The sequence below is a fragment of the Terrisporobacter petrolearius genome (genome assembly GCF_020748185.1).
Classification (GTDB): Bacteria; Bacillota; Clostridia; order Peptostreptococcales; family Peptostreptococcaceae; genus Terrisporobacter; species Terrisporobacter petrolearius.
In genome coordinates this window covers 1-14,072 of the sequence record NZ_JAHZMO010000033.1, presented here as the reverse complement: position 1 = coordinate 14,072, position 14,072 = coordinate 1, and the positions used below count along the sequence as shown (strand labels likewise).

11 protein-coding genes are annotated in these 14,072 nt (G+C 29.3%); 3 read left to right on the top strand and 8 right to left on the bottom strand.

Annotation, left to right across the window (positions count from 1 at the left end; all coding sequences use genetic code 11):
• Positions 1-2: 2 nt before the first annotated feature.
• The 6 genes from sigF to K0040_RS15075 form a co-directional block, all read right to left on the bottom strand.
• Positions 3-767: an RNA polymerase sporulation sigma factor SigF gene (gene sigF / locus K0040_RS15100; RefSeq protein WP_228109592.1), complete on the bottom strand. Its 765-nt coding sequence runs from the start codon at positions 765-767 to the stop codon at positions 3-5.
• A gap of 26 nt (positions 768-793) precedes the next feature.
• Positions 794-1,222 carry an anti-sigma F factor gene (spoIIAB, locus tag K0040_RS15095; protein WP_018592097.1) on the bottom strand — a complete coding sequence of 143 codons (429 nt, stop codon included), beginning with the start codon at positions 1,220-1,222 and terminating at the stop codon, positions 794-796.
• 21 nt (positions 1,223-1,243) lie between these two features.
• On the bottom strand, positions 1,244-1,576 hold the full coding sequence (gene spoIIAA / locus K0040_RS15090; protein ID WP_074919920.1) for an anti-sigma F factor antagonist: 333 nt from the start codon (positions 1,574-1,576) through the stop codon (positions 1,244-1,246).
• Positions 1,577-2,085: 509 nt separating this feature from the next.
• Complete coding sequence (locus K0040_RS15085; RefSeq protein WP_228109591.1) at positions 2,086-2,601, bottom strand: folate family ECF transporter S component; 516 nt, start codon at positions 2,599-2,601, stop codon at positions 2,086-2,088.
• Positions 2,602-3,116: 515 nt separating this feature from the next.
• Entirely contained in the window at positions 3,117-4,775 is a 1,659-nt protein-coding gene (locus K0040_RS15080) for a DEAD/DEAH box helicase (RefSeq protein WP_228109590.1), read from the bottom strand.
• 170 nt (positions 4,776-4,945) lie between these two features.
• On the bottom strand, positions 4,946-5,917 hold the full coding sequence (locus tag K0040_RS15075) for a calcium/sodium antiporter (RefSeq protein ID WP_228109589.1): 972 nt from the start codon (positions 5,915-5,917) through the stop codon (positions 4,946-4,948).
• A 365-nt stretch (positions 5,918-6,282) separates the two neighbouring features.
• Between K0040_RS15075 and pflB the strand changes: the two genes are divergently transcribed.
• Both pflB and pflA read left to right on the top strand, forming a co-directional pair.
• Positions 6,283-8,514, top strand: coding sequence for a formate C-acetyltransferase (gene pflB, locus K0040_RS15070; RefSeq protein WP_228109588.1), 2,232 nt, complete (start codon positions 6,283-6,285; stop codon positions 8,512-8,514).
• A gap of 270 nt (positions 8,515-8,784) precedes the next feature.
• A complete protein-coding gene (pflA, locus tag K0040_RS15065) occupies positions 8,785-9,525 on the top strand; it encodes a pyruvate formate-lyase-activating protein (protein WP_228109587.1) in 741 nt (246 codons plus the stop codon).
• A gap of 414 nt (positions 9,526-9,939) precedes the next feature.
• On the opposite strand, the gene thiI is transcribed toward pflA, so the two are convergent.
• On the bottom strand, positions 9,940-11,136 hold the full coding sequence (gene thiI, locus K0040_RS15060) for a tRNA uracil 4-sulfurtransferase ThiI (protein WP_228109586.1): 1,197 nt from the start codon (positions 11,134-11,136) through the stop codon (positions 9,940-9,942).
• Positions 11,137-11,149: 13 nt separating this feature from the next.
• On the bottom strand, positions 11,150-12,301 hold the full coding sequence (locus K0040_RS15055) for a cysteine desulfurase family protein (RefSeq protein ID WP_228109585.1): 1,152 nt from the start codon (positions 12,299-12,301) through the stop codon (positions 11,150-11,152).
• 498 nt (positions 12,302-12,799) lie between these two features.
• Between K0040_RS15055 and K0040_RS15050 the strand changes: the two genes are divergently transcribed.
• Positions 12,800-13,795 (top strand): asparaginase, encoded by a 996-nt coding sequence (locus K0040_RS15050; protein ID WP_228109584.1) that lies wholly within the window; start codon positions 12,800-12,802, stop codon positions 13,793-13,795.
• Positions 13,796-14,072: the final 277 nt, after the last annotated feature.

Genomic DNA, 14,072 nt, shown 5'->3' with positions numbered 1-14,072 from the left:
AATTAACTTATATAAGATTTTAATTTTAATAAAACTTTTTTCTCTATTCTTGAAACTTGAACCTGAGATATATTCAAGATTTCTCCAATTTCACTTTGAGTTTTATCTTCAAAATATCTAAGCATAATTATCTGTCTTTCTCTTTTTTCCAACTTTCCTAGTACTTCTTTTAATAATATATTATCTACTACTTTTTCTTCGTTATTTTCTTCTTTTAAACTAATTTTATCTATTAAACAAATTGGAGAACCTTCTTCTTCATGTATTACTCCATGTAAATATTCTACAGAGAAATTTGCCTCCATTGCCATTACTAAATCTTCTTTTTCTACTTCTAGTTCTTTTGCAATTTCCTCAACTGTTGGTTCTCTTCCAAGTTTTTTTGTTAAAGCTTCTCCTTGAGCTTTTGCTTTTATTGCTAATTGTTTAAGTGATCTAGATACTTTCACCATTCCATCATCTCTTAAGTATCTTTTTATCTCTCCAAGAATCATAGGTACAGCATATGTAGAAAACTTAACATTAAATGTTGGATCAAACTTATATATAGCTTTTATTAGTCCTATAGAGCCTAATTGATATAAGTCATCTCTTTCATATCCTATATTAGAAAATTTAGATACAACGCTTCTGACTAATCCCAAGTTGTTTGATATGAGCACTTCCTTAGCTTCTTCATCACCATTTTGAGCTCTTTCTAGTAATTCTAAGGTTTCTTCATGACTAAGCAAGTGTCTTTTTTCTTCTTTTTTAGCAACTACACTCATATTCAAACCTCTATCCTTTTTTGACTTTATTTAGGTAATTCTATAGTTTTAGTCATTACTACCTTAGTTCCTTCTCCCTTTATAGAAACCACATCTAAGCTATCCATAAAGCTTTCCATAAATGAAAATCCCATGCCTGATCTTTCAAGCTCTGGCTTAGATGTGTACATAGGTTGCATTGCTTCCTCTACATCTTCTATACCATTTCCTCTATCTTCTACAACTACTTTTATTGCTCTATCTTCGATTTCGCATCTTAGGTAAACAAATTTTGAATCATCTTCATCATATCCATGTATAATGGCATTTGTTACTGCTTCTGATACCGCAGTTTTAATATCTGACAGTTCTTCTATTGTTGGATCTAATTTTGCTGCAAAAGATGCAACAATTACCCTAGATAAACTTTCATTTTCTGATTTTGCAGAAAACTTAACCTCCAAAATATTACTCATCCTAAAAGTTCCCCCTTTTAATTAAGAATTTATTGCATCTTCAAAGGTATCGTAAATATTAATAATTTTGCTCATTCCAGATAAATTAAATAATTTTTTCACTCTAGAATTCATATTTATAACAGATACTTTACCACCATGGTTGACTATTTTTTTATATCTTCCAATTATTACTCCTATTCCAGAAGAATCCATAAAATTTACATATTGAAAATCAAATATTATATAATCAATTTGCTTCTTCATTAAAATTGAATCTACTTCTTCTCGAACATCTCTAGCTACATGATGATCAAGTTCAGCAGACAAAATTTCTACTAATAAGATTTTATCTTCAAGATAACATTTAATCATATATTTCCCCCCTTATGAAAGATTTACAACTAATCAATTCTAGTAAAGTCTTTTGTATCCTTCAATGAAATTTAACTAGTTTTGTTATATTATGTATATTACTAATATTCATAACATCGTAACAACCTATTATTACCTATACCTTATATATTTCCATAATTTACTTGTTATATTCTTATAATTAATAATTTTTCAAATAAAAAAGTGTCTAAAGGTATAAAAATACTCTTAGACACTTGTTACTTACACTAAAGCTATTAAATTTATAATTGATAGACATTTTCTCCAGTCCTAGCCATTCTGGTTTTGGTATGAATTTTTTATACAACCATTTTACCCTATCTAAATTCGCAGTGGTTGCTCTGCTACACACTATATCCTGATTACGTCATTACATAATAAATTTTAGCAGCTATACCACCTTCAAGTAAATTATCTACTATATTTATTACTAAATTATTTGATATAATTAATTTTCTATTGTTTGCATTTAAAATATAATTTAAAAATTAAGCATGTGATACTTTCACAAATTTTATAACAACTTTTTTCCATATGATTCCTATGATAAGCGATTGTACTGGTATCATAAGAGCAGCTTTTATTATACGAGTTGGTAATAATGCTAAATAGCCTTTACCCATCATTACAGATAGCCAATAAGTGTCTAATCCTAAATTTAAAACAAGACATACAGTTAAAACCGACCCTATTATTCTAGGCCATGTTTTTGGTTTATTATATAAAAATACTCCGTATACTACTCCTGTTAAAAACGCTGTTAATGTAAATCCAGGGAAAAATGCTCCCGACGGAAATAATGCAACTCCTAAAAGGTCTCCTATTGTATATGCTATACCAGCACTTAATGGTCCATACATCATTGCTATTATTGCAATTGGTAAGAACCCAAATCCTATTCTAACTATTGGTGTTTGTATAGAACAGAATCTTGTTAAAATAACCTCTATTGCTATTAACAAACCTATTTGTATTAATTTTTTTACATCAAATTTATTATCCATAAAATTTCCTCCTACTATTCTAGCTAGACACATAAATAAGTGATCCATGTGTATGGAGGTATTAAAAATGATAATTATTTTATTTACTTTTACTGCCATTTATCATTAATTTAATATAGTCTATCTTTTTAATTTATATAACTATCAGATTTAAACAAATACAAAAGTGTTATATTTGTTTAAAATAAGTAAAATAATCTGTTATTACAATTATCACAATAATTCTGACTAAATTTTTAATGTCGTATAGAATTGAATTTTTAAATGAATAGATCACTCCTATTTTAACGTCCTTCTTCTAATGTCATTAAAAGGTGTATATCCCTGTATACATACAAATAGAAAAGATTTCATATTATAATAATTATACTAACATCTTATATAAATTATATCATAAATGCATACCATTTGTATTGTATATTCCACATATATTAATAACTAAAGCTATAAACTTATCAGTATTTATATTCAAAAAAAGTAACTTGATTTATTAAATCAAGTTACTCTTACTTATATTATTTTCTTCTTGTATTGGCTTTTTCTATGTTGATTTTATTGCCTTTAATTTTTATATTTTTCATTTTATCTAATACATTTTTAGAATTTTCCTTTGGAACTTCTACAAATGTATATTTGTCATATATGTCTATTGTTCCGACTAATTTACCTGGAATTCCTGCTTCTCCAGCTATTGCTCCAACAATATCTTTAGCTTGTACTCTTTGATTTTTACCAACGTTGATAAATAATCTTACCATTCCAGCTTCAGCACTTCTACTACGTTTTCTATCGCTTCTTTCGCCTCTATCTCTGTCTTTACGTCCTCTTCTTCCAGACTCATCTCTGTAGCTTGACTTTTCTTCTATTATTTCTGCTTTCTCTTCGTCACCTAGAGCAAGTTTAACAAGAGCTGCTGCTATTTCTATAACTTCTAATCCTTCTTCTTCACAAAGATTTTCTAGCCATTGTGTTTGCTTTGATAAGTTACTTTCTTTTATTGTTTCTTTAACTTGTTTGAAGAATGCAGTTACTTTCTTTTCTTCAACATCAGCTATTGTTGGTATATCATGTCTAACTAATTTAGATTTTGTATATCTTTCGATATCTTTCATTTTTCTTACTTCTTTTCCAAATACAAATGAGAAAGATATACCTTCTCTACCAGCACGACCTGTTCTACCGATTCTGTGTACATAGTATTCTTCGTCTTGTGGAAGATCATAGTTAAATACAGCTTCAACATCATCAACATCTATACCTCTAGCTGCAACATCTGTAGCGACAAGTATGTCTATTGTACCTTGTCTGAATTTATCCATTACTATATCTCTTTGAGTTTGCTTTAAATCTCCATGAAGAGCATCTGCAAAATATCCTCTTGCTTGTAATTCACTAACTAACTCATCAGAGCCTCTTTTTGTATTACAGAATACTACTGATAATTTTGGATTATATACATCTATTAATCTACATAATACTTCTAATTTATTAGCTCTTCTTGTTTCTATATAGTATTGTTTTATATTTGGTACAGTTAATTCTTTTCTTACTATTTTTATTAACTGAGGATCCTCTTGGTATTTTTTAGTTAATTCTAATATAGGTTTTGACATCGTCGCTGAGAAGAAAGTCGTCTGTCTTTCAGCTGGAGTTTGTTCTAATATTAACTCGATATCTTCTCTGAATCCCATATCTAACATTTCATCCGCTTCATCAAGAACTAACATTTTCACTTCGCCCATTTTTAAAGTTCTACGATTTATATGGTCTATAACACGTCCTGGTGTTCCTATTACTACTTGTACTCCGCTCTTTAATGATTTTATTTGTCTATCTATTGGTTGTCCGCCGTAAACTGGAAGTGTCTTTATTCCACTTTTATATTTACCTAATTTTTTCATTTCACTAGAAACTTGAATTGCAAGTTCTCTTGTAGGACATAATACTACTGCCTGTACACTTTTTTTGTTAGGATCCACCATGTCTAACACTGGTATAGAGAAAGCTGCCGTCTTTCCTGTTCCCGTTTGCGCTTGTCCTATAACATCTTTTCCTGTTAAAATTACTGGTATAGACTGAACTTGAATCGGAGATGGCTCCTCAAATCCTAGTTCTGCCACTGATCTTTTTATTTCTTCACTTATTGGTAAATCTTCAAATTTTATTGTATTCATAAATTATTTATTTCCTTTCCGTTATCATAAATATTAACTTTTCTATTATATAGTTTATTTCAATATTATGCAATTATATTTTTACCTAAAAATAAGGTCCTATTCAGTTAATCACTTATTTTCGTAATTATCCAAATAAAACCTTATATAAATATGTATAAAATTTTTCTTTATGCTAAGTATGTAAAATATATTGTAGCTATGTAAACTATATAAGCTCCTAGTAATACCACCCCCTGCAATCTATATATTTTGCTACTTTTAATTGTTGGTATTATTAAAGTTAATAAAAGAATTGTCATAAATACAAAATCTACCCTTATGTTTTGCGCTAATATAGGCAAATCATTAATTAATGATGAAATTCCTATAACAGAAGTAATATTTAATATATTAGCTCCTAATATGTTACCTACCGATATTCCATGGTGATTTTTTCTTATTGCAGTTAATGAAGATACTAGCTCAGGTAAAGATGTCCCTAGAGCTATTACAGTTAAGCTGATTACCCCTTGTGGAATTCCTATGTAGCTAGCAAGTTTTACTCCATTATCTACTAATAATTTGGAACCTATAACCATCATTATCAATCCAAGTACAAATAAGGCTCCTATTTTTAAGCTTTCATGTTTATTTGATTTACTATTATTGCCAGAGTCTACTCTCATATTACTTAGTCCGCCAACTTTATTTTTACCTGATACGCTTTTTATATTTGAGTACATATAAATAGAAAGTAATATAATTAATAGTATTCCATCTCCTTGTGTTATAGCTCCATTGGTTCCTAAAATCATTAAGGCTATTACAGAAATTAATAAGATAACTGATTTAGAAAAAAACATTTTTTTATCAACTTTAAAAGGGCTAATAAATGCAACTAAACCTAAAATCAATCCTGTATTACATATTATAGAGCCAACAGCATTTCCCAAACTCATGGTTGTATGATTGTCTATGGATGCAAACACTGAAACGGTCAACTCTGGTAATGTAGTTGCAAAGCTTACTATGGTAGCACCTAAAATCAACTCTGATATTCCAGTTTTTTTCCCAATCTTTACTGTACACTCTATAAATATGTCGGCACCTTTCGTGATTAAAAGAAATCCAATCAAAAATAAAATTATAACTAAAGTCATGCTATTCCCCCCTATATTTATAGCTATTCAAAAACTTAATCTTTATGCACCAAAATATTTCTTTATCAAAAAGTAGATATCTTTTCTTTCATTGATGCTTTTCACATTTTAGACCTGATTAAAATCATTTTTTCCAACTATTTTATAAAATATTGTTTAGTGCATTAAATAGGGGGTATTTATGTAGTATAACAAGTCAAATATAATTCTTAGTTATAAAGGCATAATGTTTTTACAATATATTTTTTGTATACAATATACTTTGTTTATGTTAGAATATATTTGTTGTTACTTATTGAATTACAACATTAATTAACTAATTATTTATATTAAATAGTAATAATCACTTTTAGGAGGATATCTTAATGAACGCATGGCAAGGTTTTAAAACTGGAAGATGGACTAAAGAAATAGATGTTAGAGGATTTATCCAAGCTAACTACACTCCATACGAAGGAGACGCTTCTTTCTTAGCTGGTGCTACTGAAAACACTAAGCAATTATGGGATGAAGCAATGGAATTATTCAAAAAGGAAAGAGAAAATGGTGGAACTCTTGATGTTGACACTAAAACTGTTTCTGCAATAGATGCTTACGCACCTGGATATATAGATAAAGATAAAGAAACTATCGTTGGTTTCCAAACTGACGCACCACTTAAAAGAGCTGTTATGCCTTACGGTGGAATAAGAATGGCAGAAACTTCTTGTAAAGCTTATGGATACGAGTGTGATCCAGAAATAAGCGAAATATTTACTAAGTATAGAAAAACTCATAACCAAGGTGTATTCGATGCTTATACTGCTGAAATGAGAGCTGCTAGAAAATCTGGTATAATAACAGGTCTTCCAGATGCTTACGGAAGAGGTAGAATAATAGGTGACTACAGAAGAGTTGCTTTATATGGTGTTGATAAATTAATAGAAGATAAAATAAATCAAAAAGATTCTCTTGATGTTTCTTGCATGGATGAAGAAGTAATAAGATTAAGAGAAGAAATATCTGATCAAATAAAAGCTTTAGAAGCATTAAAAAGAATGGCTGCTGCTTATGGATTTGATATATCTGTACCAGCTACTAACGCAAGAGAAGCTGTACAATGGTTATACTTCGCTTACTTAGGAGCTATAAAAGATCAAAACGGTGCTGCTATGTCAATAGGTAGAACTTCTACTTTCTTAGATATATACTTCGAAAGAGATTTAGCTGCTGGAACTATAACAGAAGAAGAAGCTCAAGAATTAATGGACCACTTCGTAATGAAATTAAGAATGGTTAAATTCTTAAGAACTCCAGAATACAATGACTTATTCTCTGGTGACCCAACTTGGGTAACAGAATCAATAGGTGGACAAGGTTTAGATGGTAGAACATTAGTTACTAAAAACTCATTCAGAGTTTTAAACACTCTTTACACTATAGGACCTTCTCCAGAACCAAACTTAACTGTACTTTGGTCAAAAGACTTCCCACAAGGATTCAAAGATTTCTGTTCTAAAGTATCTATAGATACAAGTTCAGTTCAATATGAAAATGATGACTTAATGAGATCTTACTGGGGAGATGATTACGGAATAGCTTGTTGTGTATCTGCAATGAGAATCGGTAAGCAAATGCAATTCTTCGGAGCTAGAGTAAACTTAGCTAAGACTTTATTATACGCTATAAACGGTGGAGTTGATGAAAAATCAGGTGCTCAAGTAGGACCAAGATTCGAACCAATAACTTCAGAATACTTAGATTACGATGAAGTAATGGCTAGATTTGAACCTTTCACTGATTGGTTAGCAAACTTATATGTAAATACATTAAACGTAATCCACTACATGCATGATAAGTATTCTTATGAAGCATTAGAAATGGCTTTACATGATAGAGACGTATTCAGAACTATGGCTTGTGGTATAGCTGGTTTATCAGTTGCTGCTGATTCACTATCTGCTATAAAACATGCTAAAGTTAGAACTATAAGAAACGAAGCTGGTGTAGCTGTTGATTTCGAAATAGAAGGAGATTATCCAAAATACGGAAACAACGATGATAGAGTTGATGATATAGCTGTACAATTAGTACAAGATTTCATGAACAAAATAAGACAAAACAAAACTTACAGAAATTCTGTTCATACTCAATCTATATTAACAATAACTTCAAACGTTGTTTACGGTAAGAAAACTGGTAACACTCCTGATGGAAGAAGAGCTGGTGCTCCATTTGCTCCAGGGGCAAACCCAATGCACGGAAGAGATACTAACGGAGCTTTAGCTTCATTAGCGTCAGTTGCTAAATTACCATACGAGCATTCTCAAGATGGTATATCTAATACTTTCTCTATAGTACCAGGTGCTTTAGGAAAAGATATGACTGAGAGAGTAACTAACCTTTCATCAATGATGGACGGATACTTCACTGATGGAGCTCATCACTTAAACGTTAACGTATTTGATAGAGCTACTTTAGAAGACGCTATGGAACATCCAGAAAAATATCCTCAATTAACTATAAGAGTTTCAGGATATGCTGTTAACTTCATCAAATTAACAAAAGAACAACAATTAGATGTTATAAACAGAACATTCCACGGAAAAATGGCTTAAGCTTAATTGATAAAATACAAATAAAAAGACTAAATTCATTTTAGTCTTTTTATTTTACCCTTTTACTACAGAAAATCAATTTTTTTGGTAATAATAATTAGAAAAATACATAAATAATCAAAACTTAAAAAGTCAAGATATAAAATATATGAAATCTTCTTATTTTATAGATTTATTTATGCAGTTAATCTATAATCTTCTTAATTTTAAATTTTGTATACATATTCTTTATCTTTTTTAGTTTTAATAATTAATTTTACGAGGTGCAATATGACTAAAGGAAGAATCCATTCAATAGAAACATTTGGAACAGTAGACGGACCTGGAATAAGAAGTATATTATTTTTTCAAGGATGTCCATTAAGATGTAAATACTGCCATAACAGAGATACTTGGGATACAAAAGGTGGAACTGAATACACAGCAGAAGAATTAATAGAAAATGTATCTAGATATTCTTCTTATTGGAAGTCATCTGGTGGTGGAATCACAGCATCTGGTGGAGAAGCTACTTTACAAGCAGATTTCCTTGCTGAATTATTTGCAAAAGCTAAAGAAAAAGATATTCATACTTGTTTAGATACTTCTGGTTTTGTTGATATAGAAAAAATAGAGAAAGTTCTTGATAACACTGACTTAGTACTACTTGATATAAAGCACATGGATGAAGAGGAAGCTAAAAAATTAACTGGTGTTGGTATAGAGAAAACTTTAAAATTAGCAAGATATTTAGACGAAAAACATATACCAATTTGGTTAAGACATGTGTTAGTACCTGGTATAACAGATAGTGAAGAAAACTTATCTAAAATTGGTGAATTCGCTGCCTCTCTTAATAACGTAGACAGATTAGAGGTCTTACCATACCACACTATGGGTGTTCACAAATGGGAAAACATGGGTATTGATTACGAATTAAAAGACGTTCGAGATGCCAATGCCGATGATGTGGCTAGAGCTGCTGAAATCATCGAAAAGCACGGTGTTAAAGTATTCAATAGCAAAAAATAATTAGTATTATAAATATATTAACTATATAAATATTTGTATAAAATAACAAAAGAAGTCTTATTATAAGGCTTCTTTTTTAAATTAAAAACTTACCATTTAATTTATTTATAAATAAAAAAGCCTTAGATATAATATTATGTAAGACTTCTATTTATATTATTATTTTTTTAATATAATTACATTATTTATTATATTTTGTACAATAAAAAGTGGAGTGTACCCTATTCACTCCACTTTTTTACTACAAACACTTCAATTATTTTGGAAATATTTTCGGCCAATTTATGCTATTTCCAAATACCAAATACAAAAACATCTACTCATTAATGTTTTATAATTTAATATTATCATACACATTTTATTTTTACAGTATACTTTTTTGCATGAAAAGTATACCCTAGTATTACTACTTTTTTAGAATTCTATAACTTCCACTTCCATATTAGCTATTGCATCTTCTATTAACTTTTCAATATCTAATGCTTTTTCTGAATCCTCTATTCTCTCTAATCTAGGCTTAGTTACAGGTTTCTTAGGAGCAAATACTGAACAACAATCTTCTTCTGGTATTATAGATGTTTCAAAAGTATCTATTTTCTTAGCTATATCTATGATTTCACTCTTATCCATAGCTATAAGCGGTCTAAATACTGGTAAACTTACAGAAGCATTTGTACAAGTTAATCCTTGTATAGTTTGAGATGCAACTTGTCCTATACTTTCTCCTGTTATTAAAGCATCACAGTTTCTTTGGATTCCAACTCTTTCAGCTATTCTCATCATAAATCTTCTTGAGATTATAGTCATTTCTTCTTCTCTACAATTTAAACCTACAGCCTTTTGTATTTCAAGTAAGTTAATTTTGTGAAGTCTTACTCTTCCAACATATTTAGCTAATATTCTTGCTAAGTCTTTTACTTTTTCTTGTGATTTTTCACTTGTAAAAGGATAGGTATGGAAATGTATAGCTTCTACTTCCATACCTCTTTTAGCAACCATCCATGTTGCAACTGGTGAATCTATTCCACCTGATAATAAAGACATGGCTTTACCATTAGTTCCTATTGGAAGTCCTCCATAACCTGAAACAGTATCACTATAAACTACAACATTGCTCTCTCTAAGTTCACATTTTATTTTAACTTCAGGCTTATGCATTTCTGCAGTTATTCTATCTCCTACTTTAGATAGTAGATATCCACCTATATCCATACTCATATCTTGAGAAGTTAGTCTGAAAGATTTATCCCCTCTTCTACTTTCTACTTTAAATGTTTTAGCTCCACTTGCTATTTTATCTTCTAAAACTATAAGAGCAGTTTCTTTTAATTTTTCGTAAGCAGCTTCCACATCTTCTTCATTATTTCTAAGAACTTTCACAGCTGGACAAACACCAACTACACCAAATACCTTTTTAACTTCTTCGCAAACTTCTTCAAATTCATAATCAGCTAAATCAACATACACTCTTCCATATTCTTTATATACATTAAATGTACCCATTGGCTTTAACATATTTTTTATATTTTTTATTAATTTATTTTCAAAAATATATCTATTCTTTCCTTTTACTCCTATTTCTCCGTATTTCACTATAATTGAATTATACATATTCCACCTCTTATTATCGTCTTTTTATTATCATTCTCAGGTCACTTATTGAGTCTTTCAATACTTTTACAGTTTCTAAAATTTCTTCTTCTGTATTAAAATCTGACAAACTAAATCTTACTGCACCTTCTATTTCTTCTGGTTTAAGCTTAATTGCATTTAGTACATGGCTTCCTTTCTTCTTAGAAGAACATGCTGAACCTGTAGATACAAAAATATTTTTTTGTTCTAAGAAGTGAAGTAAAACTTCTCCTCTTATGTTTTCAAAAGAAACATTTAATATGTGACAAACTCCATTTTCTGGTGAATTTATTTTTACACCATCTATATTTTTTAACATTTCTTCTTTCAGTAATACTTTTAGATTTTGTATTTTTTCAATCTTACTATCTAAATCTTTATTCATTATTTCTACTGCTTTTCCTAAACCATAAATTCCTGGCACGTTTTCAGTTCCTGATCTTACACTAGATTCTTGACCTCCACCAGTTATAATAGGTTTTAGTTTGCTATTTTCCTTAATATACATAAATCCTATTCCTTTTGGGCCATGAAACTTATGACCACTTACAGTCATAAAATCAATATTATATCTAGTTGGTCTAAATTTTACTTTTGTATAAGATTGAACACAATCCACATGGAAGTATATTTTTTGATCTAAAGTTTTTAGGTATTTTCCTATTTCTTCAATTGGTTGAATACTTCCTATCTCATTATTAACGTGCATTGTAGAAATCAATATAGTAGAAGGCTTTATGGCCTTTTTTACATCTTCTACACTTATTTTCCCACTTTCATCAACTTCTAATAGTGTTATTTCAAATCCTTCTTTTTCTAAATCAGCTAATGTACTTAGTACTGATGGATGCTCTATATTAGTAGATATTATATGATTTTTCGTTTTTCTAAAATTATAAGCAACTCCTCTAATAATTGTATTATTAGACTCAGTTCCTCCTGATGTGAAAAATATTTCTTTATCCTTCGCGCCTAAACTTCTAGCTATATTTTGTCTTATTTCTTTAATCTTTCTGTCTACTTCTATCCCTTTTTTATGCAATGATGAAGGATTCCCGTATTCCGTAGTAAGAGCTTTCACCATTTCTTCTACTACCTCTTCATAAGGTTTTGTAGTTGCACTATTATCTAAATAAATTTCCATTCACTACACCGTCCTATTATATTTTTTTATTAATATATCCATCAATTATATACTATATATATTTTAATTAATTCGTCAAAAATATCAGCATTTTTTATTATACCATTTTTATACTTATTTTTTAATCTTATAGTATAAAGTTTTACAAATACATATTAATTATATTAACATTTTAGGCTATAAATATAATCAAAAAATTTTTCTAAAAAATTTGTAAAATTATGTTGCATTTTTTGTCGAATATTGCTATTATATATAGGTAGTTATCCCCTTGATAACCCAATTAAAGTTTCTATTCAATACCCCTTTTTATGAATAGATATATATTATGTCTAAGACGAATTAGATTTAATTTATCAGAATAAAAAAAGAGCTTCCCCAGCTCTTTTTTTGTGTTTAATTTTAAAGTAAAATACTGAAATTTCTTTAAAAATAATAATTTTTATTTTGTATTTTTGGTATAATTAAAGTAGTATTTAAATTTAAGGAGGTAATATTATGTCTGCTAAAAAAAAGGTAGGTATCCTATTTACTGGTGGAACCATATCTATGACAATAGATAAAGAAATCGGTGCAAATGTACCATCTTTATCAGGAGATCAAATAATGTCTATGGCAACTAACGTTAAAGATGTTGCTGATTTTGAAACAAAAGACTTTGACGAAATTCCAGGACCTCATATGACACCTGAAAAACTAATTCAATTAAAATCGGCTATTTTAGAATTATTAAACAGAGAAGATATATGTGGAGTTGTAATAACTCATGGTACGGATAGTCTAGAAGAAACTGCTTATTTCTTAGATTTAATAATAAATCATGAAAAACCTGTTATAGTTACAGGAGCTATGAGAAGTAGTTCTGAACTTGGATATGATGGATCAAACAACTTATCATCAGCTATTTGTGTTGCTATATCAGAAAATGCAAAAAACAAAGGTGTTCTTGTTGTATTAAACAACGAAGTGCTATTAGCGTCTGAGGCTACTAAAACAGATACTATGGCTCTAAACACTTTCCAATCACCTGGTAAAGGTTCTTTAGGCATAGTTGATAGTAACGAGCTTTTACTATTTAAAAATGTGGCATACAGAACTTTTATTGATACTGATAAAGTAGAAACTAAAGTTGCCCTATTCAAATCAGGAATAGGAATGGATTACACGTTTATAAATCACGCTGTAGATATTGGATATAAGGGTATTATAATAGAAGCAATGGGAAGAGGAAATGTTCCTCCATTAATGTATGAAGGTGTTAAATATGCTAGAAAAAAAGGAGTTATCGTTGTTATAACTTCTAGATGTTCAACTGGTAGAGTGTATGATTCTTACGGATATTTAGGATCAGGAAGAGATTTAAGAAACTTAGGATGTATCTTCGCTGGCGATATGAACGGGCATAAATCAAGAATCAAATTAATGTTAGCATTAGGTAAAACTAATAATCTTAATGAACTTAAAGACTATTTCGAGAAAGGAATATATTATTAAGATTATTTAATTTATAAAAAAATTTAGTATTATCCAATTAAATTACAGTAATATTGTATACCTTCTTTATTACAATAAAAAACTTCCAAAGGGACTGTAGGTAGATTTGTGTAAAACAAACTTACCTACAGTCTTTTTTGTATGTAAAATTGGTAAGTTTGGAATAATATTCATATTAAACTTTTGGAGGTATTAAAATGAAAAATAAAAAAGAAATAATTATTCCAGATATAGACTATCAAGTTGAAGTTAAAAAGTGTAAAACTATGGAAGATGT